At 65.8% G+C, this 24666-nt stretch carries 20 protein-coding genes; 16 read left to right on the forward strand and 4 right to left on the reverse strand.

All coding sequences use genetic code 11. The features are described from left to right. Positions 1-29 precede the first annotated feature (29 nt). The gene (locus AC1DEZ_RS08125) at positions 30-383 is read left to right on the forward strand and encodes a RidA family protein (protein WP_476779325.1); all 354 of its coding nucleotides are present in this window, start codon (positions 30-32) and stop codon (positions 381-383) included. 107 nt (positions 384-490) lie between these two features. On the opposite strand, the gene tagH is transcribed toward AC1DEZ_RS08125, so the two are convergent. From tagH to AC1DEZ_RS08140, 3 genes are read right to left on the reverse strand one after another with little or no spacing between them, the layout of a single operon-like run. Next, positions 491-1861, reverse strand: a complete 1371-nt coding sequence (tagH, locus tag AC1DEZ_RS08130; protein ID WP_441512866.1) for a type VI secretion system-associated FHA domain protein TagH — start codon at positions 1859-1861, stop codon at positions 491-493. A gap of 27 nt (positions 1862-1888) precedes the next feature. Then, the gene (locus tag AC1DEZ_RS08135; protein WP_441512865.1) at positions 1889-2437 is read right to left on the reverse strand and encodes a DUF6931 family protein; all 549 of its coding nucleotides are present in this window, start codon (positions 2435-2437) and stop codon (positions 1889-1891) included. A 17-nt stretch (positions 2438-2454) separates the two neighbouring features. Beyond that, positions 2455-4314 (reverse strand): type VI secretion system Vgr family protein, encoded by a 1860-nt coding sequence (locus AC1DEZ_RS08140; protein WP_476779326.1) that lies wholly within the window; start codon positions 4312-4314, stop codon positions 2455-2457. Between the two features lie 118 nt (positions 4315-4432). Here AC1DEZ_RS08140 and AC1DEZ_RS08145 point away from each other — a divergent pair, with 118 nt between their 5' ends. The 10 genes from AC1DEZ_RS08145 to AC1DEZ_RS08190 all read left to right on the forward strand — a co-directional run bounded on the left by AC1DEZ_RS08145 (position 4433) and on the right by AC1DEZ_RS08190 (position 17303). Continuing rightward, positions 4433-4990, forward strand: coding sequence for an OmpA family protein (locus AC1DEZ_RS08145; RefSeq protein ID WP_476779327.1), 558 nt, complete (start codon positions 4433-4435; stop codon positions 4988-4990). A 70-nt stretch (positions 4991-5060) separates the two neighbouring features. Next, positions 5061-6506, forward strand: a complete 1446-nt coding sequence (locus tag AC1DEZ_RS08150; protein ID WP_476779328.1) for a type VI secretion system protein TssA — start codon at positions 5061-5063, stop codon at positions 6504-6506. A gap of 121 nt (positions 6507-6627) precedes the next feature. Beyond that, on the forward strand, positions 6628-7158 hold the full coding sequence (gene tssB, locus AC1DEZ_RS08155) for a type VI secretion system contractile sheath small subunit (RefSeq protein WP_476779329.1): 531 nt from the start codon (positions 6628-6630) through the stop codon (positions 7156-7158). Between the two features lie 119 nt (positions 7159-7277). After that, a complete protein-coding gene (tssC, locus tag AC1DEZ_RS08160; protein WP_441512860.1) occupies positions 7278-8783 on the forward strand; it encodes a type VI secretion system contractile sheath large subunit in 1506 nt (501 codons plus the stop codon). A gap of 139 nt (positions 8784-8922) precedes the next feature. Then, on the forward strand, positions 8923-9405 hold the full coding sequence (locus AC1DEZ_RS08165) for an Hcp family type VI secretion system effector (RefSeq protein WP_441512859.1): 483 nt from the start codon (positions 8923-8925) through the stop codon (positions 9403-9405). A 157-nt stretch (positions 9406-9562) separates the two neighbouring features. Continuing rightward, positions 9563-10111 carry a GPW/gp25 family protein gene (locus tag AC1DEZ_RS08170; protein WP_476779330.1) on the forward strand — a complete coding sequence of 183 codons (549 nt, stop codon included), beginning with the start codon at positions 9563-9565 and terminating at the stop codon, positions 10109-10111. 4 nt (positions 10112-10115) lie between these two features. After that, positions 10116-12077: a type VI secretion system baseplate subunit TssF gene (gene tssF, locus AC1DEZ_RS08175; protein ID WP_476779331.1), complete on the forward strand. Its 1962-nt coding sequence runs from the start codon at positions 10116-10118 to the stop codon at positions 12075-12077. Beyond that, the gene (tssG, locus tag AC1DEZ_RS08180; RefSeq protein ID WP_476779332.1) at positions 12074-13126 is read left to right on the forward strand and encodes a type VI secretion system baseplate subunit TssG; all 1053 of its coding nucleotides are present in this window, start codon (positions 12074-12076) and stop codon (positions 13124-13126) included. The genes tssF and tssG overlap by 4 nt, the downstream gene beginning before the upstream one ends. 21 nt (positions 13127-13147) lie before the next feature. Further along, complete coding sequence (gene tssH, locus AC1DEZ_RS08185) at positions 13148-15883, forward strand: type VI secretion system ATPase TssH (RefSeq protein WP_476779333.1); 2736 nt, start codon at positions 13148-13150, stop codon at positions 15881-15883. A gap of 154 nt (positions 15884-16037) precedes the next feature. Continuing rightward, positions 16038-17303: a peptidoglycan-binding domain-containing protein gene (locus AC1DEZ_RS08190; RefSeq protein ID WP_476779334.1), complete on the forward strand. Its 1266-nt coding sequence runs from the start codon at positions 16038-16040 to the stop codon at positions 17301-17303. Between the two features lie 230 nt (positions 17304-17533). On the opposite strand, the gene glpD is transcribed toward AC1DEZ_RS08190, so the two are convergent. After that, positions 17534-19084, reverse strand: a complete 1551-nt coding sequence (gene glpD / locus AC1DEZ_RS08195) for a glycerol-3-phosphate dehydrogenase (RefSeq protein ID WP_476779335.1) — start codon at positions 19082-19084, stop codon at positions 17534-17536. 173 nt (positions 19085-19257) lie between these two features. Here glpD and AC1DEZ_RS08200 point away from each other — a divergent pair, with 173 nt between their 5' ends. The 5 genes from AC1DEZ_RS08200 to AC1DEZ_RS08220 all read left to right on the forward strand — a co-directional run. Further along, on the forward strand, positions 19258-21105 hold the full coding sequence (locus AC1DEZ_RS08200) for a TRAP transporter large permease (protein ID WP_476779336.1): 1848 nt from the start codon (positions 19258-19260) through the stop codon (positions 21103-21105). A gap of 74 nt (positions 21106-21179) precedes the next feature. Then, a complete protein-coding gene (gene pncB / locus AC1DEZ_RS08205) occupies positions 21180-22454 on the forward strand; it encodes a nicotinate phosphoribosyltransferase (protein ID WP_441512851.1) in 1275 nt (424 codons plus the stop codon). Positions 22455-22529: 75 nt separating this feature from the next. Continuing rightward, on the forward strand, positions 22530-23438 hold the full coding sequence (locus AC1DEZ_RS08210; RefSeq protein WP_441512850.1) for a hypothetical protein: 909 nt from the start codon (positions 22530-22532) through the stop codon (positions 23436-23438). A gap of 197 nt (positions 23439-23635) precedes the next feature. Next, positions 23636-24325, forward strand: a complete 690-nt coding sequence (locus AC1DEZ_RS08215) for a hypothetical protein (protein WP_476779337.1) — start codon at positions 23636-23638, stop codon at positions 24323-24325. A gap of 192 nt (positions 24326-24517) precedes the next feature. After that, a partial coding sequence (locus AC1DEZ_RS08220; RefSeq protein ID WP_441471810.1) for a GTP-binding protein occupies positions 24518-24666 on the forward strand: 149 nt, incomplete at its 3' end.

The raw sequence follows: 24666 nt of genomic DNA on the forward strand, positions 1-24666 counted from the left end.
TCATCCAACCCGCCGACAGGATCGCTATCATGACCATCGAACGCATCGGGCTGACAGCACGCTGGTGCGACGCCGCCATCTTCAACGGCATCGTCTTCCTCGCCGGCCATGTGCCGGAGCAGACCGAAGGGCGCTCCCTGACCGAGCAAACCGAGGAGGTGCTGGCGCTGCTGGAGGACACGCTGGCGCAGGCGGGCAGCAGCAAGGAGCGCATCCTCAGCGTCCAGATCTTCCTGACCGACATCGCCAAGATCAGCGAGATGAATGCGGTCTGGGACAAATGGGTGGCGCCTGGCCATGCTCCGGCCCGCGCAACCGTCGAGGCGAAACTGGCCTCTCCGGGCTACGGCATCGAGATCACGGCGGTTGCGGCGAAGCGGTAGTAGCGCGTCATTCTCGGGCGGGGCGAAGCTCCGACCCGAGAATCTCCTGCCAGAGACGGTTCTGGTTTCCGAGATGCTCGGGTCAAGCCCGAGCATGACGTCAGAGACTATTTGCCGCCGCGATCGTAGCATTCGGCGAAATAGATCATGAAAGCGTCGACGAGGCCGTTCTCGTAAGGCGCGGTCTTGGCCTCCCAGCGCGCGACATAGGCGTCCCACATCTTGGCCTTGCGCGAGCCGAGCAGGCCGCCGATGCCGCCATCCTGCGCCGTGCCCTCCGCGATGGCCTGCGGATCGAGGTCCTCGACCAGCATCTTCAGCGCGTGCTGCATGGCCGAATAGGTCTTGATCTGATGGGCCTTCAGGTCGCGGAAGCTCTCGTCGAAGGCGCGCTTGGCATCGAGATAGCCGCTGCGCGGCTCTCCGAAGATCAGTTGCAGGGCATCGTCCACCGTCGGCGAGAATTTCAGCGGGTTGTTGTCCTGCGCCTGGATCATCGTCTGGCTGGTGCTGCGGGCGATGCGCTTGCTCTCGGCGCGGGCGGCGAGCAGGGCCTTCAGCTCCTCCGCGATCAGCCGCATCAGCCCGCCGAGCTGCTCGGCGAAGGCGCCGGGGTCCTGCGTCGCCAGGGATTGCGGCGAGACGCCCGCGCCTCTGGCGAAGCGCTGCATGAACTCGCCCATCGAGATCGGCGAGGGGCCATTCGGAATCGAAGGGGCGGGCGGGAAGGCCGGGGCAGGCCCGACGATCGGCGCCGTGGGCCCGGCTGACGCTTCCGTCGTTGCAGGACTGGGGGTGGGCTCGTCCCAAGGATGCGCCGAAGCAGGGCTTGCCGGAGGGCGGCGCGGCGTCGGGATGGGTGCGACCGGTTCGGCCGGCGGCGCGGGCGCCGGCTGGAGGGGCGCCCAGGCGAAATCGTCGCTCTGCGATGCGGGCGATGGCCAGCCGGGAGCAGGTTGTGGGGCCGGGGTGGCATCGGGAGCGGGAATGTCGGCAGCCCAGTCGATGAAGCTCGCATGCACGGGCCTGGCGTGGCTCGGCGGCATCAGGTCGCGGCGGGCAATGGGCGGGGCCGCCTCCTCGCTTCCCTCCCATAATGCTTCGGGCCGAACCGCATTAGGCGGCGGCGAAGAGGATTCCGGCTGGGCCTGCCCGGCTTCGTCTTGGATGGTCACGGCGATGATGTAGTGGCCGATCTCCAGCCGGTCGCCGTTCTGGAGCCGGTAGGGCGACTGGACGCGATGCTCGCCGCCGTTGACATAGGTGCCGTTGGTCGAGATGTCGCGCAGCCACCAGGCGCCGTCGCGGAAGCGGATCTCGCAATGCCGGCCGGAAACCGCGCGGCTCGGGTCCGGAAGCGCCCAATCGAGATGCTGGTCACGGCCGATATCGAGGCCGCGCCCGCCGCTGGCAGTCACGCTCAGCGGCCCGCCATCCGGCAGGGACGTCTGGTTCTCGATCGTCAGTGTCAGCGCCATCGCGGACGTCCCGTTGCGATCTGCGGGTCAGCGCTTGCCGGCATCGTCTTCCGCCAAACGAATGCACGCCTCGATGCAGCGATGCAAGGCGCCCTCGCGGTCGCGTGAGGGCAGGCGGTTGAGGGCGTTGAGCACGGCGATGCGCATCATCTTGGCGGTGAGATCGGGCGGGCAGGGCACGCCGTGGCTCTCGACCATGCTGCCGCCGGAGTAGCCGGCCGCCCAGGCGACCCAGGTGCCGGGCCGGGCGCGGTCCCCGGCCTGGGCGAACTTGAGCGCCTCGAAGCGCGTGCGATCTCCGGGCTCGCGTACCCAGGCTTCGGCGGCGGCAAGGCAGGAGTCCTGCGTGCCGGGCGGCTGCATCGCGCGCACGGCCTGCAGCCCCCACCAGACGGCTTCGCGCCGCGGCAACAGGAAGGCGCAGAAGCCGATCGCCTCCGTCGGCGCGGGACCCTTGGCAAGCCGGGCCAGGAAAGCAAGCGGCGGCTCGACCGTCGGCGGCATGGTGACGGCCTCATGTGCCGAGGGAAAGGTCTCGAACACCTCGCGGGCGGTGCTGAAGCGCAGGCGTGACATGGCGATTCCGGCCGTTTTCAGTTGATCGTCACCATAGGAGCCTTGATCACGACGGTGCCGTCGCTGCCGACCTCCGTGATGCCGACGCTCTTGATCTTGATGCTGGGCGAAGTGATTTCGATGCTGCCCGGCGTCATCTTGATCTTGCTCTCGCCGACCTTGAGGTTGATCTCGGTCAGCGCCTCGACATCGAGCTTGCCGTTCTGGACGTCGAGCTTGTCGTCGCCCTGCAGGAGCGTCGTCTTGCGCGAATAGCCGCCGCTCTGGAAGTTCTCGCCGATCTCGCGCGTCTCGATGTTGTTGACCACGACCTTATGGTCCTTCTCGGCGTGCATCTCGAAGACTTCCTGGCCCTTGCGGTCCTCGAACTTGATCTCGTTGTAGCAATCGGGAAAGCCGACGCCGTCGGTCGATTCCGATTTGAGGCCGGACTGGGTCTTGTTCGCCGGCAGATCATAGGGCGGCTTGTGCTGGTCGTTGACGACGGCGCCGACGATGATCGGCAGGTCGGGATTGCCCTCGATATACTCGACGATCACCTCCTGGCCGATGCGCGGGATGATCTGGCCGCCCCAGTTCTTGCCGGCCCACATCTGCGCGACGCGCGTGCGGCAGGAGGTGGAGCCGTCCTCGCGGTCCCAATGGAAGCGCAGCCAGACCCGGCCGTACTCGTCGACGTCGATATCGCCTTCCTCGCCCTGGTTGCGCTCGCCCACGACCTTGGCCGTATGCGGTCCGTAGACGGTGGGGCGTGGCGTCACGAGCGGGGCGCGGAAACGGCGGTCGCTTTTCTGCAACTCGTAGGAGCCGTGATAGAGCGCCTCATCCTGCCGGCCGGAGGAGCGATAGCTCTGGATGCCGTAGGCATGGCTGGCGCGGACGACGAGGTATTCGGCATTCTCGGCACCGGCCGGATGGTCGGAGAGCTTCATCAGCGCGCCCGGATAAAGGCTGGCTGCGTCTCCGCCGGCATAGCGCCGGTCGTCCTTGGCCTGTTCGGCCTGCGCCATCACGCGGGCAAAATGCTCGCCGCGGTCGCGCCTGGTGTAGGCGGCGGGATAGTCATAGGCCTCGTAGGATCTCGCCTTCGGGAAGCCTTCCTCGGCCCTGGCCGTCAGGTCGGATTCCGACTTCTCGAAATCATAGTCCTTGAGCTCGAACTTGCCGCTTCGCAGGCGGCGCATCGTCGACCAATGGGTGAGATGCTCGACCTGCGAGCGAGGGAAGCGCTTGCCCTGCGGCACGAAGGCATAGGCCGAAGCCGCGCCCTGGAAGCTGGGCTCGGCCGCCGCCGTGACCTCGTCATGGCCGGAGCGGGAGTCGCAGAGCACCAGCTTGTGGTCGCCGTCGCTGTGCTTGAAGTAGTAGTAGACTCCGTACTGCTCCATCAGCCGCAGCACGAAATCGAGATCGGTCTCGCGATACTGCACGCAGTAGTCGATCGGCTGGAGAGGCTCGCTCGTTCTGTCCTCGAAGCTCGCGGAGCCTTCCTTGCCGAAGATCTCCTTGACGATGTCCAGCGCCGTCTTGTTCTTGAAAATCCGGCAGTCCGCCCGTTGCGAGAGCAGCCAGAGCCAAGGCCTCAGCGTGAAGCGGTAGATGTGAAGATCATCCTGCTGGCCTAGCCACTGTGCGTCGACCAGAGTGCCGTTCAGAACCCGCTCGCTCTTGTTCTTCAGCGTGAACTTGATCGAGCATTTTTCGCTCATGATGCTTTGCAGGTCGGCGTTCTCCGTTTTGCTTGCCGCCTCGATGTTATATGTAAACAATTCGCTCAAAGCTTCGTCGGCTTCGAACTTTATAAGTGTAAATTCATCTTGGCCAGACGGCGTCGTGAATGACGCGGTTCTTTGACCTTGCCCTAGATTGGCAGACATCAACGAAATCCCTCGCCGATTGAACCTAAATTCGCCTTGACGCAACAAACAGCGGGAGTCATCGTCGGCTCCTCAAGTCTTCGTTCGCCGAATGGCGCAACTTATCGGGAGGGTTCCCATGCGCGAGCAGTCCGGCTTCATGGCCTTTGTCGCACTGACCGGCGCTGCGGTTCTCACTGTGGCCGCACCGGCGGTGGCGCAGACCTACAAGGCCGATGATATCGTCAAGCATTTCGGGCCGACGGCGGCGCCAAAGCCGGCCGTCACGCGCGGCCTGTGCGTCGGCACCGAGGCCGAGTGTGCCAAGGCTGGCCATGCGGTCGAGGTGGCGAAGCCGCCGAGCGCCTTCGATCTCATGGTGAAATTCAAATACAATTCGGACGTGCTGGAGCCGGAGGCGAAGGTCAATCTCGACGAGTTCGCCAAGGCGCTGAAGATGCCGCAGCTCGCCACGCAGACCTTCATGGTCGAGGGGCATACCGACGCCGCCGGCACGCCCGGCTACAATCTCAACCTGTCGCAGCGGCGGGCGCAGGCGGTGGTCCGCTATCTCGGCCAGCAGGGCGTGAGTCCGGCCAAGCTCGTTGCCAAGGGTTACGGCCAGGAGCGGCTGCTCGTCGCCGATCCGCTCTCCGGCGACAATCGCCGGGTGGAGACACGCCTGCGCACCGAATGAGGCGCCGGATCCGATGACCCGGGCGGTGCGGGCTCCGCCCTCGTCGCCCAGCCTGCGAGCGGGGAGAGCGATGGCGGATTTGAATTTCGCCGAGTGGACGAAATCCGTTTCGGCCGAAGAACCCTGCGGACCGGACCTTGAGGACGACAACGACTTCATGAACGTCACGGCGCGGCTCGAGGTCGCGCTGCCGGCCTCGTATTTCCGCCGCGACGACGAGGGCCGCCAGGTCGCCTTCGACCGCACCAGCATCGAGTTTCCGGCCGCGTTCTCCGACCTCGGCAAGTTGCTTGAACGCACGCGCGATCTACGTCTGCTCGTGCTCGCGGCCAAGCTGGCGATCCTCAACCGGGACGTTGCCGGTTTTGCGGGCAGCCTCTCAACCATGGCCGAACTCCTCGGCAGCCATTGGCAGGAAGTTCACCCGCGGGCGACGGACGGTGACTTCGTCATGCGCGAAGTCGCGCTGCAGGGGCTCGACGAATTGCCGACGGTGGTGCTGCCGCTGCAGCATGCGCCGCTCTTCGTCAGCCGTCGCCTCGGCCCATTCATCTTCCGCAGCCAGCTCGTCGCCAGCGGTGAGACGCGCCTGGTCGAGGGCGAGCAGCATCCCGATGCGGGGGCGATCAACGCCGCGCTGGCGGAAGTCGACGCAGAGGAACTCACCGCCAGTCTCGGCCATATCGGTGCGGCGCGCGACGCGCTTGGCCGCCTGCAGATGATCTGGCTCGAGAAGGTCGGTGTCGATCATCCGCTCGGCTTTCCGCGCCTGGCGGCGCTTCTCGACCAGATCGCAGCCTTTCTCGACGCAGCGGTCGCGCGGCGCGTTCCGGGCCATCAACCGGCCGGGGCGGCGCCAGGGGCGAACGACGCGCCAGTGCCAGCGGCGAGCCCTGCGAGCTTCGGTCCCGGCAGCCTTTCGAACATCCTTCAAGTGAAGGATACGCTGGCCGCATGCCTCGGCTACTTTCGCAAAACCGAGCCTTCCAGCCCGGCCGTCCTGCTGATCGGACAAGCGCAGCAGCTGATCGGAAAGTCACTGATCGAGGTCATCCAGATCATGTTTCCCGAGCATGTCGACAAGGCGGTGATCGAGATCGGCGAGCTGCGCCGATTCCGGCTGCCGCTCGAGCGGCTGCCGGCGCCGGATGGCTACGGGGCAGAGAACGAGGCTGAGGCTGGCTATGCCGAGGCTTCCGAGGAGCCCGATGAGAGCGGTCGTGCGGACGAAGATGCGGTCGCCGACGAGCCGGTTGGGGAGGATGCTGGCGCCGCGGCGACTGCAGCGACGGCTGCTGTGCCTGCAAATCACGCGTCGCCTGCGATCCTGATCGGCAGCCGCGCCGATGCGGTCAGCGCGATGAGAGCGATTTCCGCCTTCTATCGCCAGGTCGAGCCATCGCATCCGACGCCGCTGCTGATGGACAAGGCCTGCGGGCTGGCACAGCAGGACTTCATGTCGCTTCTCGGCAATATCCTGCCGGATGTCGCACAGATTCCGGAGAGCGACAGCTAGGTCAGTCTTTTGTCTTTTCTTTGAACCTTCCGTCTCGATGGCGCGACTATATCGATGATGGGTGAAACCGGATAGGATGTCACGTTACGTCGGCGTGGCACGGATGCAGAGGGCGCGTAACATGGCCGGAGATTCAGGGCAGAAGTTCATCCGCCGTAACAGACCACCTCGGGTCCATATCACCTATGAGGACCCGTATAACGCCGAGCAGAAGATCGAGTTGCCCTTTGTCATGGGCGTTCTCGCCGACCTTTCCGGCAATGCATCGGCGATCGAGAAACCCGAGATCTCGCAGCGCAAGTTCCTCGACTTCGACATGGACAATTTCGATCAGCGCATGGCCGCGATCGAGCCCGCCGTGTCGTTCAACGTTGCCAACAAGCTGAGCGAGAACAGCGACGAGAAGCTCTCGGTCACGCTGACGTTCAAAAAGTTCGAGGACTTCAATCCGGCGGCGATCGCCCGCCAGATTCCGGCGACGTCGAAGCTTCTGGAAGCGCGCGAGCAACTCGCCAACCTGCTGCGCTACATGGACGGCAAGATGGCAGCGAGCGACCAGATCAAGGCGCTGCTCGCCGATCCGCATTTGATGGCGGCGCTCAAGGACAGGCTCGGCAAGAGCGAGCCTTCAGCAGACAAGACAGCGAACTGAAGACAGGGGCACGGACCCGCCGTGTGAGCATTGCGCGAAAACGCGGGAACCGGTTTTCGCAGAAGCGATGCTCTCATGTGATCGAGGGTCCGTCAGGCGGTTAAGCGAGCGAGGCGGCAATGGCAGCGGAAGCACAAACCCAGCAGCCCGGTGGCGCGGCTGTAGAGACCCGCGAGATCGATGATTTCTCGGCGATCCTCAAGCAGAGTTTCAAACCCAAGACCGAACGGGCGGCGACCGAGGTCGAGAACGCGGTCGCGACCCTGGTCAACCAGGCTCTGGCGGACTCGACCCTGATCAAGGGCGATGTCATCGACACTGTCGAGGAGATGATCGCCAGGCTCGACGCCAAGCTGACCGAGCAGATGAACGAGGTGCTGCACGCACCCGAATACCAGAAGATCGAGAGCGCCTGGCGCGGACTCAACTACCTCGTCTTCAACTCCGAGACCGATGCTCAGTTGAAGATCAAGGTGATGAACGTCTCGAAGAACGAGCTCGCCCGCAATCTCAAGACCTATCCCGGTGCGCGCTGGGACCAGAGCCCGCTGTTCAAACAGGTCTATGAGCAGGAGTTCGGCCAGCTCGGCGGCCAGCCCTTCGGCTGCCTGGTCGGCGATTATCACTTCAGCCATGTCCCGACCGATGTGCAGCTCCTGCGCGATCTGTCGAAGGTCGCGGCGGCGGCCCATGCGCCCTTCTTCGCGGGCGCGGAACCGACCCTGATGGGCATGGATAGCTGGACGGAGCTGTCGAACCCGCGCGATCTCGGCAAGGTCTTCGATACGCCGGACTACGCCGCCTGGAAGGGGCTGCGGGACGCGGCAGACTCGCGCTATGTCGGCCTGTGCCTGCCGCGGGTGCTTTCCCGCGTGCCCTACGGCGCCAAGTCCGAGCCCGTCGAGGAGTTCGCCTTCGAGGAGGACACCGACGGCCATCGTGGCGAAAAATACGCCTGGATGAACGCGGCCTATGCGATGGCGGTGAACGTCAACCGCGCCTTCAAGGAGTATGGCTGGTGCACCCGCATCCGCGGCGTCCAGTCGGGCGGCGAGGTGCTGAACCTGCCGACGCATACCTTCCCGACGGATGATGGCGGCATCGACCTGAAATGCCCGACCGAGATCGCGATCAGCGACCGGCGTGAGGCGGAGCTGGCCAAGTCCGGCCTGATCCCGCTGATCCATCGCAAGAACACCGACAAGGCCGCTTTCATCGGCGCCCAGTCGCTTTACAAGCCCAAGGCCTTCTCGGGGCCGGACGGCGTGGCGGCGACCGCCTCCGACAACCTGTCCGCGCGGTTGCCCTACATGTTCGCGGTCTCGCGCTTCGCGCACTACCTGAAATGCATGGTTCGCGACAAGGTCGGCTCCTACAAGGAGAAAGAGCCTCTGCGCCGCTGGCTGCAGGAGTGGATCACCGAATATGTCGACGGCGATCCGGTCAATTCCAGCGAAGAGACGAAGGCGCGGCGCCCGCTCTCCGACGCGCGCATCGACGTCTTCGAGGACGAGGAGAACCCTGGCTACTACTCGGCCAAGTTCTATCTGCGGCCGCACTTCCAGCTCGAAGGCATGGATATCGGCCTGAGCCTGGTCTCGCGACTGCCAGCTCCCAAGCAGTGACCGCCACCTGATCGTCAGGTGACGGCGGCAACGAGAATCTTCGGCGCGTCGGCCCGCCCGGGCGGCGCGACAGGAGAGGTGCGTCCACCGGTCCGCTCACGGAAGTGAGCATCCCACCATTCACACTCTGGAGGTAAACATGGCTACCGACTTCCTGCTCGAGATCGACGGCATCAAGGGCGAAAGCAAGGACAAGACCCACAAGGACACGATCGAGGTGGATTCCTTCTCCTGGGGCGTCTCGAACGCCGGTTCGCATGCCGCGAATGCCGGCGGCGGCGCCGGCAAGGCGAGCTTCCAGGACGTCCATTTCACCTCGCAGGTCGGCAAGGCCTCGACCAATCTTGCGCAGGCCTGCGCCAGCGGCAAGCATATCAAGAAGGCGGTGCTCTATGTCCGCAAGCAGGGCGAGCAGCAGAAGGACTATTATGTCGTGACGCTGGAGGACCTGCTGGTGTCGAGCTATCAGTCCGGCGATGCCGTCGGCGGCAACAGCATCCCGACCGACCAGTTCTCGCTGAACTACGCCAAGATCAAATTCGAGTACAAGCCGCAGAAGGCCGATGGCGATCTCGATGCGGCGATGACGATGACCTGGGACATCAAGGCCAACGCGAAGTAGTGCAGGCGCCGGTTCCGCCGGCATCGGACCGAAAAGTGGAACGCGCCTTTCGGACCCATCCGATGCCTCGGCAAAGGGGCTGGATCGCCATTCCGCGTCCGTGAGGACGCCGGGCGATCCGGCCGGAACCGGCACCTTGCCAGCCGGGCGGAGCAACATGACCGATCCGATCGCGAAGAAGCGGCTGCGGCCGCCTCTGATGTTCGCCTTTCGGGAAGCGCATCTGGAAAAGGATGCGAAGACTGCGCTCGACCTGAGGGACGAGGGCGGCGAGCGCGTGATTGCGAACCGGCGTGCGGCGCCGCGCGCCGCCATCACCGAACAGAAGCTCAGGCGCGAGATCGCGTTCGACCTCGATGCTTTGGTGAACACTATCAACCTCGCCTCCGCGCTCGATCTCGGGGGGCTGGAGCATGTGCGCCGCTCCATCCTCAACCACGGCTTTCCGGATCTGACGCGGCTGTCGATCGACGAGCATCGCGTCGATACGATCCGAGAGGATCTGGCTGGTGTGCTGATGGGCTACGAGCCACGGCTGATCCGCAAGTCGATTGCCGTCGAACGGGACCACGCGCTGGATCCGGCCGAACTCAAGGTGCGTTTCCTCGTGCGCGCCGATCTCAACTGCGAGCCGCTCAACGTGCCCGTGGAGTTCGTCGCGGATCTCGAACTCGATACCGGCAAGATCGCGATCAAGGGGCGCTGACGCGATGAACCAGGAGTTTCTAGACCTCTACAATCAGGAACTCCGGCTCTTCATGGAGCACAGCAAGGAGTTCGCGGAGGAATATCCCGGCATTGCCGAGCGGCTGGGAGGGCTTGTCGGCGAGCGCATGGACCCGATGGTCGGTGGGCTGCTGGAAGGCGCCGCCTTCCTCGCCGCGCGCGTGCAGCTGAAGCTGAAGCATGAGTTCCCCGAATTCACCAACAACCTCCTCGAACAGCTCCTGCCGAACTACCTCGCGCCGACACCCTCGGCGCTGCTCGCCGGCATCACCCCGCCTTATTCAGATCCAGGCCTGCGCGAGGGTGTCCGGATTCCGCGTGGTTCTTACGTCGACGCGACCTATCTCGAACGCGAGCGGCGCGTTGCCTGCCGTTACCGGGTTGGCTCGGACGTGATGCTCTGGCCCTTCGAGATCACGGCGGCCGAATATATCCCCGCGCCAGGGCCGCTGCAGGCGCTCGGCCTCAAGGCCGGGCCGCGCGCGCTGGCGGGGCTGCGCCTGACGCTGATGCATCGCGTCATGGCCGATTCCGAGCAGGAGCCTTCGGCGGCCGAAGCGCAGAAGAACCCGGCGAGCTGGTTTGCCGGCTGCCGCGCCCGCGAGCTGAACTTCCATCTGCTCGGCGGCGAGGGCGATGCGGTCGCGCTCTACGAGCAGCTATTCGCGAACTGCATCGGCATCCATTTCCGCCATCTCGACCCGTTCGGCGATCCGGTGGTGACGCCGGGCGAGGGCTGCCGGCTGGAGCAGATCGGCTTTGACGAGGACGAGGCGCTGCTGCCGGCCGATACCCGCATCTTCCGCGGCTTCGAATTGCTGCGCGAATTGTTCTGGTTCCCGCGCAAGTTTCTCGGCTTTCGGCTGGATGGGCTGGACACGATCATGCCGAAGCTCACCGCCAAGACGGTCGAGATCATCTTCGTCTTCGACGAGGTCAATACGCGGCTGCCGGGCGCCGTGCGCAAGGAGATGTTCGCGCTCTACGCGGCGCCTGCGGTCAACCTCTTCGAGAAGACGGCCGACCGCATCCCTGTGAAGAGCAATCAGCACGAATTCCATGTCGTGCCCGATCGGAGCCGCGCGCTCGACTACGAGCCGCACAGCATCCTGTCAGTCCACGCGCATTATGCCGGCGGGCGCGAGAAGCAGCCGGTGCACCCGCTCTATTCCTCGCCCGAGGGCGCGTCACCGCTGCAGGGGCTGCACTATACGCAAAGGCGCCTGCCGCGGCGGCGCTCCTCGGCCGAGCGGCGGCAGGGGCGCGCCTCCGACTATACCGGCACGGAGATGTTTATCTCGCTGGCCGAGCCGGCCAGGGTGGGTGACAGCGCCTCTGTGGCCGAGCTCAGCGTGCGCGCGCTCTGCTCGAACCGGCACCTGACCGAGCATCTCCCGACTGGCGTCGGCGGCGCCGATTTCCGGCTGATCGACAATGTCTCGCTCGATCTCGTGTGCCTCGCCGGACCGACGCCGCCGCGCGAGCCCATCGTCTCGCAGCTGCGCTTGCGGGCGGAGACCGCGAGCACCGGCGTCGTGACCTGGCGATTGATCAACCTGCTCAGCCTCAACCAGCTCGGCCTCGTCCAGCGCGGAGCAGGGCAGAACGGCGAGGCGCTGCGCGAACTGCTCTCGCTCTTCGCCGACCTTGCCGACAGTGCGACGGAGCGGCGCATCCGCGGCATCAAGGATGTCGACAGCCGCCCCGTCGTGCGCCGCTTTCCGCAGCGGGCCGGAACGGGGGCAGGGCGCGGTCTCGAGATCACCGTTCTGCTCGATGAGAAGGCCTTCGAGGGCTCGGGCGTCATTCTGCTCGGGGCGGTGCTCGACCGCTTCTTCGCCGAATACGCGGCGATGAACCATTTCACCCAGACGGTGATCCGCACGGTCGAGCGCGGCGAGGTGATGCGCTTTCCACCGCGCGCCGGTTCGAGGCGAATCCTGTGACGGAAGAGGCCGCCACCCCGCTGGAAAGAGCGCCGGATTTTCAGGCGCAGCTCGAAGCCGAGCCCTGGCGTTTCGACTTCTATGCGGTGATGCGCCGGCTGGAGCGCAGCTTCCCGGAGAAGCCGCGCATCGGCGATGTCGCCTCGCGGCGCGAGGAATACGTCGCGCTGGGAGAGCAGGCCTTCCTTGATTTTCCGGCCTCGACCATCGCGGAGGCGGATCGCGACGCGCAGGGCAGGCTCCGGCTCTTCGTCAAGTTCCTCGGCTTGCTCGGTCCCCAAGGCGCGCTGCCGCTGGCGACGACCGAGGAGAGCTATCACTGGCAGATCGCGCGGGACGATGCCTTTCCGCGCTTCCTCGACATCCTCAACCATCGCTTCCTGCAGCTGTTCTACCGGGCCTGGGCGGATTCGCGGCCGATCGCGCAGCATGACCGGCCCGATCTCGACCGCTTCGCCGCCTATATCGGCAGCATGATCGGCGTGGGCTCGAAGCCCTATCGGGATCGCGACAGCGTGCCCGATGCCGAGAAGCTCGCCCATGCCGGGTTGATCGGCGCGCAGGCGAAATCCGCCTCGCGGCTCCAGAGCTTCCTCGCGGGACTGTTCAAGGCGGATGTCGAGATCGAGCAGTTCGTCGGCATGCGCCTCGTCTTCGATCCCGGCGACCGGACGCGGCTTGGGCAGGCGCATTGCGCGCTGGGCGGCGACGCGCTGCTCGGCGCCAGCGTCTACAGCGTCGAGGACAAGTTCCGGGTGAAGATCGTGGCTGGTGATCTCGGCGAGTTCGAGCGCTTCCTGCCGGATGGCGACCGCTGCGCGCCGCTGGCGGATGCCGTCTTCCTGCATCTTGGCGAGCAGTTCGAGTGGGATGTCGAGCTTGCGTTGCCGGTGGGCGAGGCGAAACCCGTCAGGCTCGGCCAGTCCGGCCATCTCGGCTGGACGAGCTGGATGGCGCCGAACTGGGCCGTCGAGGAAGGCGCGCTGCGCCGCGACGCCCGTTTCCATCCTGCCGAGCGCATGCGCCTGAAACGCAGCGGCGCCGCCTAACGCTATTCGAAGGGGACGACCATGGCCGATATCAGCCTCGAAGCCGTCACAGGCAAGCTCAACCGGGTCGGCTACGACACCTTCCTGCAGGCGCTGAGGCAGGCCAAGGGCGCCGGCAACCGCAATGTCGAGCTGGCGCATTGGCTCCTGCAGATCCTGCAGGGGAACGCCAACGACCTGACCCTCACTGCGGATCATTACAAGCTCGACCGCGCCAAGCTGCTGATGGAGCTGGGCAGCGTCGTCGAGGGCTTCCGCCGCAACGAGACGGAGATGCCCGGCATCGCCAATCCCATCGTCGATATCCTCGACCGTGGCTGGCACTATGCGACGCTGTTCTTCGGCGAGACGCAGATCAGGACCGGCCATCTGCTGGTCGCGGCGCTGAAGTCGAACGATCTGCGCCGGGCGCTGTCCGGACTGTCCAAGGAGTTCGCCAAGGTTCCGGTCGACGAGTTGGCGGAGGGCTACGGCGAGATCTGGGCAGGCTCGCAGGAAGAGAACCTGCGGCCGATGGACGGCTCCGGCCTGCGCGCCGCCGGCACGCCGGGCGCCGAGGCCGCCGAAGGGCCGAAGGGCACGACCGCGCTCGACCGCTTCTCGCAGGACCTCACCGCCAAGGCGCGTTCCGGCGGCATGGACCCGATCCTTGGCCGCGACGACGAGATCCGGCAGGTGATCGACGTGCTGATGCGCCGGCGCCAGAACAATCCGATCCTCACCGGCGAGGCCGGCGTCGGCAAGACCGCCATCGCGGAAGGCTTCGCCCAGCGCGTCGCGGCCGGCGACGTGCCGCCGCCGCTCAAGGGCGTGAAGGTCTGCGCGCTCGATATCGGCTTGATGCAGGCCGGCGCCTCGATGAAGGGCGAGTTCGAGCAGCGTTTGCGCTCGGTGATCGACGAGGTGCAGTCTTCGCCGACGCCGGTGATCCTGTTCATCGACGAGGCGCACACGCTGATCGGCGCCGGCGGGCAGGCCGGCACGGGCGATGCCGCCAACCTGCTCAAGCCCGCCCTGGCGCGCGGAACGCTGCGGACGATCGCGGCGACGACATGGTCCGAATACCGACAATATTTCGAGAAGGACCCGGCGCTGACCCGGCGCTTCCAGCCGGTGCAGGTCGACGAGCCCGACGTGCTGCGCTGCTGCACCATGCTGCGCGGGTTGATCGGGCCGATGGAGAAGCACCACAAGGTCCGCATTTCCGATGCCGCTATCGTCGCGGCGGTGGCGCTCTCCTCGCGCTACATTCCGGCCCGCCAGCTTCCCGACAAGGCGGTCAGCCTGCTCGACACGGCCTGCGCCCGTGTCGCGATCAGCCAGAGCGCGACCCCGGCGGCGATCGAGGATGCGCGCGTCGCGATCTCCTCGCTGGAGCAGGAGAAGGCGGCGCTGACCTCGGACGCCGATCTCGGCACCGACAGCGCCAAGCGGCTCGGCGAGATCGAGGCCGAGGTTGCGGCGAAGCAGGAGAAGCTGACGGCCCTCGAAGCCGCCTGGGCGAGCGAGCTTGCGATCGTCGAGGAGATCAAGGCGCTGCGGGCCAAGCTTGGCGGGAAGGCGCCCAGCGCGGATCCGGAGGCCGAGGTTGCCAAGCAGGAGGCGGACGGGAATGTCGCGCCTGCGACAGCCGAAGCGGAGGCTCCCGCCGCCGAGATCGCGGCCGACCACGAGGAAGTCCGTGCCGTTCTCCACGCCAAATTCGCGGCGCTTGGCGAGATCGATCCGGCCAACCGGATGATCTACGCCCATGTCGACGAGCAATCGGTCGCCTCGGTCGTCTCGGACTGGACCGGCATCCCGGTCGGCCGGATGGTCAAGGACGAGATCGAGACCGTGCTCAACCTCGCGGAGACGCTGAACAAGCGCGTCGTCGGGCAGGGGCATGGCATCGGCATGATCGCCAAGCGCATCGAGACCAATCGCGCCCGGCTCGACAATCCCAACAAGCCGATCGGCGTCTTCATGCTCTGCGGCCCGTCCGGCGTCGGCAAGACCGAGACGGCGCTGGCGCTGGCGGAAGCGCTCTATGGCGGCGAGCAGAACGTCATCACCATCAATATGAGCGAGTTCCAGGAGGCGCACACCGTTTCGACGCTGAAGGGCGCGCCTCCCGGCTATGTCGGCTATGGCGAGGGCGGGCGGCTGACGGAGGCGGTGCGGCGCAAGCCCTATTCGGTGGTGCTGCTCGACGAGGTCGAGAAGGCGCATCCCGACGTGCACGAGCTGTTCTTCCAGGTCTTCGACAAGGGCCAGATGGAGGACGGCACGGGCCGGCGCATCGACTTCAAGAACACGTTGATCATCCTGACCTCGAATGTCGGCACCGACGAGATCATGAGCCTATCCGCGAACGGCGCGGCCAAGCCCGATCCGGAGCGGATGGCGGTGAGCCTCAGGCCGGCGCTGCTCAAGGTCTTCCCGCCGGCGCTGATCGGGCGGCTCGTCACCATTCCCTATTATCCGCTCTCGTCGGACATGCTGGCCGGCATCGTCCGGCTCCAGCTCGGGCGCATCGGCAAGCGGCTCACCGAGAACCACAAGGCGACGTTCACCTATGACGATGCGGTGGTCGAGCACATCGTCGGCCAGTGCAACGACCCGGATTCGGGCGGGCGCATGATCGACAACATCATCACCAATTCGATGTTGCCGGCGCTCTCGCGCGCCATCCTCAACCTGCAGCTCGAGAAGAAGCCGCTGAGCGAGGCGAGGGTCTCGGTCGAGGACGGCGCCTTCGCTTATCAGGTGGCTTGAACCGCTGCGCTCCGCTCCGCGACTAATGGCGGCTGGGGGCTGCGCGTTCATTCGCACGTGGCTTGGCGCTCCGGCTTGTCGATGGAGTGTCGGTGATCTCGGATAAGCGGCTCGCGCTTCCCGGCCCGGTGCTCCGGATCTCAAGGAGGCGAGCGTGGCACTGTCCGAATATGCCGACTGGTGGGACAAGCAGAAGCGGGAAACCGAAAAAATATTGGGTGAATGGGTCGAGGACAACCCGCAGTGGTGGGCGGTTGCGGTCGCCACCACCGTGCAGACCTCAATGGACCTCGGAGCCGGCACTGTCGATGTGCTGCGCTTCGGTCAGGGCATGGCACAGGGCGGCGTGGCGGGGTTCGGCAAGGACGGCCTGCGCCTGCTCGGCTTGCTCGGCCCGATGGGGAAGGCGGGCGGGATGTTCTCGCGGCTGGTCCATATGCAGCGGATCCGGTTTGCGGTGCAGGTCCAGGGCGTGACCGGACCCTGCACCTTCCAGGCGGTGAACAACGCCATGTCGATTGCGCGGGGGAAGAGCTATTTCGTCACGCTGAAGGAGATGGCGAAGGCCGTCGGCAGGCCGCTGAAGTCGATCACGAAGGACCGGTTCGGCGATCATGAACTCGGCGCGCATGTGAAGCAGGCGCTGGATTTCATGATCTCGCAGGGCGTCAGGGTCAGGCAGCTCCAGGCGAGGTCGATCCAGGGCGTCACCCAGCTGGCCAAGTCGCAGGATGGCGTCACGGTCTTCGCAATCCGCTGCGTGACCACCCGAGGGGAGCCGATCCAACACTCCGTCATCGCGGTGCGCGATGCGCTGGGGCGGGTCCGTTTCGCCGACTATGGCGGCCGGTATCATGCCACGCTCGAGAGCCTCGTCGAAAGCCTGAATGCCGGGGCGGTCAACAAGGCGGGCATCAATCTCATGGAGGGACAGGCGATCGGGGCGGTCAAAACGCTGGGCGTCACCGGGTTTATGGAGCAAGGGATCACGCTGTTGAAAGGCGTCGTCTTCGTCATCGAAGGCATGACTGCGATCGAGACGCTTGAGGGGGTCGACTTCGCCGCGCCAGTCGTCGTAGCGGCCACCTCCGCGCCCGCGAGATCCGACCCGGCGTCGCCGGAGGTCGTCAAGGCGAGCTTCGATGCCTTCAAGCAGCGCAAGCAAGGCAAGACGGTCATCCGGCTGCCCGAGATGGTGATCAGGGCGGGCGAAAAGGCGGCGCCGAAGGCCACGTTGCTGACCGGGGTCCAGTTCCGACTGAATGCGCTGGGCTTCGGAGCAGGACCCATCGACGGCATCAAGGGGCCGAAGACGACGAAAGCCGTGAAGGCCTTCCAGCAGACCTATCCGCCTCTCAAGGTCGACGGCATTCCCGGGCAGAAGACGCAAGACAGGCTCGTGGAGGTCTGCGGCTTCTGACGCGGTGCCGGAATTCAAGGGAACGCGCGGTCATCCCGGGCGACCGGAGGGAGACCCGGATCCACGCCGGAGCGCGTCCAATCGAAGCTCAGGCCTGGATCCCGGCTCTACGCTTCGCTTCGGCCGGGATGATACGCCCTTCCTCGAACATGTCGCGCGCTCTCCAATCGCAATCTGCAAAACTGATTCCGAAATGGCGCGCAACTAATTGTTCCATCAAAGAAAATGGATCATGCCGCCGCTGCGATTTCCTGCTGCATGAAGACGTCGAGCGCATCGCTCTCCTGCTGCGTGAGCCGCAGGCCGAGCTTGCTGCGCCGCCAAAGCACATCCTGCGCCCGGCGCGCCCATTCCGCCTGCATGAGATAGCGAACCTCGCGCTCGTAGAGATCGGCGCCGAAATGGCGGCCGAGATCGGCGGGAGTCTTTGTGCCGGCCAGGATGTCGCGGGCGCGGGTGCCATAGCAACGGGCGAGCCGCGTCACGGTCTTGCGCTCAAGCCAAGCGTTCGCGCCGGCGATCTCGCTGACGAGCTTGTCGAAGCCGCCGACCGGGAAGTCGCCGCCGGGCAGGGCGCCGGTCATTGTCCAGTTGGCACGCGCTGCCCAAGGCGCATGCGGCGCCAGCTTGGCGATCGCGGCTTCCGCCAAGCGGCGATAGGTCGTGATCTTGCCGCCGAAAACGGAGAGCAGCGGGGCCTCGGTCTGCGGAGCGTCGAGCGTCAGGACGTAGTCGCGGGTCGCTTCCTGCGCTTTCGAGGCCCCGTCGTCATAGAGCGGGCGCACGCCGGAATAGGTCCAGACCACGGATTCGGGTGTGACCGGCTGGCGGAAATACTCGCTCGCTGCGGCGCAGAGATAGGCAATCTCCGCCGGCGTCGCGGCGACATCGGCCGGGTCGCCCTTGAAGTCGCGGTCGGTGGTGCCGATCAGGGTGAAGTCCTGCTCGTAGGGGATGGCGAAGACGATGCGGCCGTCCGCATTCTGGAAGATGTAGCAGCGGTCGTGGTCGTAGAGCTTGSGCACSACGATATGGCTGCCCTGGACCATGCGSACGSCGGCCTTGGCGTTGGTGTGGATCACGCCGTTCAGCACTTCGCCGACCCAGGGGCCGGCGGCGTTGACGAGCGCTTTCGCCCAGACCGTTCGCTTGCCTTCAGGGCCCTCGGTCTCGAGCTGCCAGAGGCCGTTCTGACGATGCGCCGATAAGACCCGCGTGCGGGTATGGATCGCGGTGCCGCGCACGGCGGCGTCCATCGCGTTCAGCACGACGAGCCGCGCATCCTCGACCCAGCAGTCGGAGTATTCGAAGGCCTTCGCCTGATTGTCCTTGAGCGGCTTGCCGGCGACATCACGCGCGAGATCGAGCGTGCGCGTGGCGGGCAGGAGCTTGCGGCCGCCGATATGGTCGTAGAGGAACAGGCCCAGGCGCAGCAGCCACGCCGGGCGAAGCCCCTTGTGATGCGGCAGCACGAAACGCAGCGGGCGGATGATATGTGGCGCGATGGCCCAGAGCCGCTCGCGCTCCATCAGCGCTTCGCGCACCAGCCGGAATTCGTAATATTCGAGATAGCGCAAGCCGCCATGGATCAGCTTGGTCGAGCGCGAGGAGGTGGCGCTGGCGAGGTCGTCCTTCTCGAACAGCACGACCGAGGCGCCGCGCCCGGCCGCATCGCGGGCGATGCCGCAACCATTGATGCCGCCGCCGATGACCGCGAGATCGTAGGGGGCGCCGGGGTCCGTGCCGAAGCCGGCGGCGGGCGAGGTGATTTCGGAAGCCATAGCTCGTCTTCTGGCAGACCTGGATGCCGATCGGCAATGGCGCCATCCGGGCCCGGCCGCATCGATGCGATGAACCCGCTCCTGTCGCCAAATCATGGGCGATGTCAATTCGGATCGCTTGACGCGGGGCGCCAGAGGCCGGAACTGGGCCGCGGGGCAGGGCATAGCGCAGGATGATCGAAGCAGAGCGATACCGCGACGGGAGAGTGGCGGCACGGGCGGAAGCGGCCTTGCGCCATCTGCTGGAACTGGCCGGCGCGGCCATCCTCGCCATGCTGTTCGCGGTGGTCATGGCGGCGGTGCTGCGGCGCTATCTGTTCGGCGGCGGCTTCGTCTGGTCGGACGAGCTTGCGATCTGGCTGCATCTGGCGCTGATCGCTGTCGGCGCTCCGCTCGCGGTGACCGGGACGCTGGCGATGCGGCTCGATGTGCTGGTCCGGCTGCTGCCGGAAGGGCTCCGCAAGGTCGCGGCGGTTATCGCGGATGCGATTGCGTTCCATGGAGCGCTTGTGCTGGCGGGGGGCGGCGTCAACGTCGCGTTGCTGGTTGGCGGCCAGTCCACCGTGCTCGGCCTGCCGGAGGCGCTGCGCTTCGCCGTATTCGCCTGCGGCGGCGGCTTGACGGTTCTCGCGCTCCTCCTTCGTGGCCGGCTGGAACGAGGCTGGGCGGCCGCGGTTGCTTCGCTGCTGCTGGGCTTGGGCCTCTACGGGCTCGCGCAGCTCTCCTTCGACCTTTTCCCGATGCCGAGCCTTGTGGCCGCGCTTTTCGCCGGGGCGGGGCTGCTTCTCGGCGCCCCACTGCCCTTCGCATTGCTGGCCGGCGTCTCGCTGACTGGGCCTTTCGGGGGATTGCTGCCGGAGCCGGCGATCGTGCAGACCATGGTCGGCGGCGTCGGCAAGTTCCTGCTCCTGGCCATTCCCTTCTTCCTGCTCGCTGGCGAATTGCTGACGGAAGGCGGGCTCGCCGAACGGCTGATCCGCTTCGCGGCGACGCTGGTCGGCCATTGGCGGGCGGGGCTGGCGCAGACCGCGCTGGTTGCCAGCGTGCTGTTCTCGGGCGCGTCCGGCTCTTCGGTGGCGAATGCCGCCTTCGGGGCGAAGGTGATGGCGCCGACGCTGGTGGCGCGGGGCTATCCGCCAGCGAATGCCGCGGCGATCGTCGCCGGTGTCTCGATGCTGGACAACATCATCCCGCCCTCGATCGCCTTCCTCATCCTGGCGAGTGCGACGAATCTCTCGGTCGGCTCGCTCCTGCTCGGTGGCTTCGTCGCCGGCGGGGTGCTGGCGCTGTCGCTTGCCATCGGCATCCATCTCAGCGTGCGCGACGTGGTCGATGCCGCGCCGAAGGCGAGCGCGGCCGAGCGGGGCAGGGCCTTGATCGGGGCCATTCCCGCGATAGGGCTCGGCGTCGTCGTCGTGGTCGGCATCCGCTTCGGCGTGGTGACGGTGACGGAGGCCTCGGCGCTCGCCGTCGCCTATGCGGCGATCGCTTGTCTCATGCTGCGCAGCGTGAATTGGCGCGGCGTGCTGGCGGCGCTGCGCAAGTCCGCGGCCGAGGCGGCAGCGATCGGCCTTTTGATCGGAGCCTCGGCGCCTTTCGCTTTTCTGCTCGCCGTCGATCGCATCTCCGAACAGATGGCAGGCCTCGTCACGATGTTCGGGGCGGGCCCATACGCGGTGATGCTGCTCGCCAATCTCGTATTGCTGGTGGGCGGGCTCTTCCTCGATATTGGCGCGGCGATCCTGCTGCTGGCGCCGCTCCTCCTGCCGGTCGCGGTTGCAGCGGGACTCGATCCGATCCAGTTCGGCGTCGTGCTCGTCGTCAATCTGATGATCCACGGGCTGACGCCGCCGCTCGGCATCCTCGTCTACGTCGTCAGCGGCATCATGCGCGTGCCGGCGGCGGCGGTGTTCCGGGCCGTACTGCCGCTGCTCGGGGTGCTGCTGGCGGCACTCATGGCTCTGTCGCTGGGCATGGCTGCGTGGCCCGCGCTTGCGCCGACGCTTAAGGCGCTGTTTTGATGCGCGCTTCTTCGCCCGGCGTCCGCGCCGTATCGTCGCCTTCGCCGTGAGCCTGCCCCGGACCTGATGCCGTCATGATCTTCACCGACATCGCGACGCGGACCTATAACCATGGCTGGCGGCTTGACCCGATCATTCGCAGCCTGCTCGACACCGATTTCTACAAGCTGCTGATGCTGCAGATGATCCGGGCGTTCCACCCGGACGTGCAGGTCACCTTCTCGCTGATCAACCGCTCGAAGCACATCCGCCTCGCCGATATCGTCGACGAGGGCGAGCTCCGGGCGCAGCTCGACCACGCCCGTTCGCTGCGCTTCACCAAGAACGAGCTGATCTGGCTGGCAGGCAACAGCTTCTACGGCAAGACGCAGATGTTCTCGCCGGACTTCATGGGCTGGCTCGCCGATTTCCAGCTTCCCGAATACGACCTGCGTCGAGTCGACGGGCAGTACGAGCTGCATTTCGAGGGACCCTGGACCCACACGACGATGTGGGAGGTGCCGGCGCTCGCCATCATCAACGAGTTGCGCGCCCGGCGCGTGATGCTCGGCCAGAAGCGCTTCTCGCTCGATGTGCTCTATGCCCGCGCCAAGGCCAAGATGTGGGACAAGGTCGAGCGGCTGCAGAAGCTGCCGAACCTCAAGCTCTCCGATTTCGGWACGCGMCGSCGCCACGGCCATCTCTGGCAACGCTGGTGCGTCGAGGCGCTGAAGGAGGGGTTGGGGCCGGCCTTCACCGGCACGTCCAACGTGCTGCTCGCCATGGACGCGGACCTCGAGGCCATCGGCACCAATGCGCATGAGCTGCCGATGGTGCTGGCCGCGCTCGCCGATTCGGACAAGGAGCTGCTGCGTGCGCCCTATCGCGTGCTCGACGAATGGCGCCAGGTCTATGGCGGCAACCTGCTGATCGCATTGCCGGACGCGTTCGGGACCCAGAGTTTCCTGCGCCATGCCCCGGGTTGGGTGGCGGACTGGACAGGGTTCCGCCCGGACAGCGCTCCGCCGATTCCAGCGGGTGAAGCGATCATGACCTGGTGGCGCGAGCACGGGCGGGATCCGCGCGAGAAGATGCTGGTCTTCTCCGACGGCCTCGACGTCGACGCGATCGAGCGCGTCTACCACCATTTCGACGGCAAGGTCCGCATGGCCTTCGGCTGGGGGACGGATCTCACCAATGATCTCGTGGGCTGCTCGCCGGACGGTTCGCGCGCGCTCGATCCGATGTCGCTGGTCTGCAAGGTGACGAAGGCAAACGGGCGGCCGGCAGTGAAGCTTTCCGATAACCCGGAGAAGGTTTCCGGCGATTCCAAGGCGATCGAGCGCTACCGGCGGGTGTTTGGAGTTTAATGACGTAGGGTAAGCAAAATATGTTGCCATTATGTTCTCGGCGCGCGATATTGCTCGCGGGTTGGGGAACTCGGCATGATGCGCTTACTGGTTGTGTTGTTCGCGGCGCTCGCCGTGGTTGCCGCTACGGCGGCTTCATTTGCCGAAACGATAGGACGTGAACGGCTGAACGAAGCTCGGCCTCTCAGCGAGGCCGAGCTGGCGGGGCTGCTCACGACCATGATCAAGGGTCGCGCCGGCGTCAGCGCTGTGCGCGTCGAAGCCGGCGATGTGGTTTTCAGGGCAGCCGGTCACGATGTCCGGATGGGGTTGGCTCCGCTCAGCGCGCAATTCAATGCTTTACCAGACGCGAAGAGTCGGCAGGGCGCTTTCGACAAGCTGACGCAACGTGTCACCGAGGCGGTCGCGGGCCAGTCGGCCCCCAAGACCGAAGCGGAGCGTGCACGGTTCATCGCGGCTCTGATCCCTGTCATGAAGAACCGATCCTATGTCGAGCAGTTCGCCGCTATGGCTCGCAAGAAGGGTGATCCCAACGCGCGATTGCTACATGTTCCGCTGGAGGGCGACATCATCGTCGCAGCGGCACTCGATCTTCCGAAGATCACGCGCTTCGTCTCCGTTGGGGAGGGCGGCCAGTACGGGATGAGCGACAAGGACGTGCTGCGCGCGGTTCTGGACAACTGGGTCCGGCGCGTCGACCGGTTCGAGATCCATGATTTCGGAAAGCTGCGGAGATTCCATTTCGGCGAGGGCGACTACAACGCCTCGATCCTGCTGCTGGAGAATCCCTGGAAGGACGTTCCGAATCTGCCACGCAATGTCGCCATCGCCGTGCCCTCACGCAACATCCTCGCCTTCGGAGACGCCGACGACACCGAGGCAGTCGCCGCGCTGTGGTCGCTGACGAAAGCCCCCGATGGCGGCTTTCCTGTCAGCAAGCAGCTCTACAGGTTAGGTCCGGAGGGTTTCCGCGTCATGCCCTAGCCGCACGGGGGGCTTTTGGAAGCCTGCGGCGGCCGGCAGCAAGGCGCCGCGGTACGCAGGAAAGCTTATCGACGGGTCTTCGGAATGGCCCCCAACGGCCTGCCGGAGGGACGATTAGGATGCAGACCTTAGTCGTAATGGCTTGGCCGAAAGCAGCGCGCTAGTCCCGACTCCGAAGATGCCGGGGGCGCTCCAATATGATTCGTTTGTGTCTTGCGGTCGCGGTTGCTGCCGCCTTGGCTGGCTGCGTGGTGCCGGAGCGACGTCTGTCGATTGCCGATGTCCGGGAGCTGAAGATCGCCGACGTGCTGGTCGAGTTTCCGATGCAGCCTCCGGGCCAGCCGGATAAGATTATCTGGCCGAAGGCGGCTCTCGCTTACGCTCAGCTCAAGATGCCGGCGGCCACGAGGCCGGGGCAAAGCGGTCGCGATCCGACAGGGACCTCCTTGCCGAGCAGCCCAGAGCAGGCGGAGTGGGATGCCAAGTTCACCGCTTTGATGCAGAGCCCGGCAGCAGCGGCACAGACGCGCGGCACACTGGCGGAGCTTGTACGCGACAGCTTTAAGAAGCGGTTCGTCGACCAGCCGGCCGGACGCCGGGCGGTGAAGCTCAAAGTCATCGTGAAAGGGCTTCAGGCTCCCGGAGGGCAGGCCAATTTCTCTGCCGATGTCATCGTCCTCGACGGCGTTACCGGTCGGCCTCTGAGCGAATATCCGGATCTGGTCGGAATTCGCGCAGCGTCACAGGCAGTCGTGCCAGCCACTCCGATCGGCATCATCGTAGGCCTTGCGGCCTTGGCCGTCATAGACCAGATCCGTGCTGATCCGGCGCATGACGCGATCGACGACGCATCCTCGCGCTTCTCCGGATGGCTTCTTCGCGAGTGATCAGGCGGACAGTGCCGGCCTGTGACAACGGTCGGCAGCGCGGCCGCCTGCCTCGCTGCAACCGACGTGTGGCGCAGGCCTGACGGCCTCGGCCTGGCCTGCGGAGCAGGGAACCTTGCATCCCGCTTCAAAACCCCCTAATGCGACCGCGTTTCAAGGCCCCGGAGGGCCGCCTTCGAGGACAAGGGTGTCATGGCCAAAGAGAAATTCGCTCGTACGAAGCCGCACTGCAACATTGGCACGATTGGTCACGTCGACCATGGCAAGACGTCGTTGACGGCTGCGATCACGAAGGTCCTGGCCGAGTCCGGCGGCGCGTCGTTCACGGCGTATGACCAGAT

This window comes from Allobosea sp. 10L422 (assembly GCF_056395345.1).

What these genes read in the sequence shown, in the direction of transcription:
- AC1DEZ_RS08125 (WP_476779325.1), top strand. Translation starts at nt 30, where the DNA reads ATGACCATCGAACGCATCGGGCTGACAGCACGCTGGTGCGACGCCGCC.
- tagH (WP_441512866.1), bottom strand. Translation starts at nt 1,861, where the DNA reads ATGGCGCTGACACTGACGATCGAGAACCAGACGTCCCTGCCGGATGGC.
- AC1DEZ_RS08135 (WP_441512865.1), bottom strand. Translation starts at nt 2,437, where the DNA reads ATGTCACGCCTGCGCTTCAGCACCGCCCGCGAGGTGTTCGAGACCTTT.
- AC1DEZ_RS08140 (WP_476779326.1), bottom strand. Translation starts at nt 4,314, where the DNA reads ATGTCTGCCAATCTAGGGCAAGGTCAAAGAACCGCGTCATTCACGACG.
- AC1DEZ_RS08145 (WP_476779327.1), top strand. Translation starts at nt 4,433, where the DNA reads ATGCGCGAGCAGTCCGGCTTCATGGCCTTTGTCGCACTGACCGGCGCT.
- AC1DEZ_RS08150 (WP_476779328.1), top strand. Translation starts at nt 5,061, where the DNA reads ATGGCGGATTTGAATTTCGCCGAGTGGACGAAATCCGTTTCGGCCGAA.
- tssB (WP_476779329.1), top strand. Translation starts at nt 6,628, where the DNA reads ATGGCCGGAGATTCAGGGCAGAAGTTCATCCGCCGTAACAGACCACCT.
- tssC (WP_441512860.1), top strand. Translation starts at nt 7,278, where the DNA reads ATGGCAGCGGAAGCACAAACCCAGCAGCCCGGTGGCGCGGCTGTAGAG.
- AC1DEZ_RS08165 (WP_441512859.1), top strand. Translation starts at nt 8,923, where the DNA reads ATGGCTACCGACTTCCTGCTCGAGATCGACGGCATCAAGGGCGAAAGC.
- AC1DEZ_RS08170 (WP_476779330.1), top strand. Translation starts at nt 9,563, where the DNA reads ATGACCGATCCGATCGCGAAGAAGCGGCTGCGGCCGCCTCTGATGTTC.
- tssF (WP_476779331.1), top strand. Translation starts at nt 10,116, where the DNA reads ATGAACCAGGAGTTTCTAGACCTCTACAATCAGGAACTCCGGCTCTTC.
- tssH (WP_476779333.1), top strand. Translation starts at nt 13,148, where the DNA reads ATGGCCGATATCAGCCTCGAAGCCGTCACAGGCAAGCTCAACCGGGTC.
- AC1DEZ_RS08200 (WP_476779336.1), top strand. Translation starts at nt 19,258, where the DNA reads ATGATCGAAGCAGAGCGATACCGCGACGGGAGAGTGGCGGCACGGGCG.
- AC1DEZ_RS08210 (WP_441512850.1), top strand. Translation starts at nt 22,530, where the DNA reads ATGATGCGCTTACTGGTTGTGTTGTTCGCGGCGCTCGCCGTGGTTGCC.
- AC1DEZ_RS08215 (WP_476779337.1), top strand. Translation starts at nt 23,636, where the DNA reads ATGATTCGTTTGTGTCTTGCGGTCGCGGTTGCTGCCGCCTTGGCTGGC.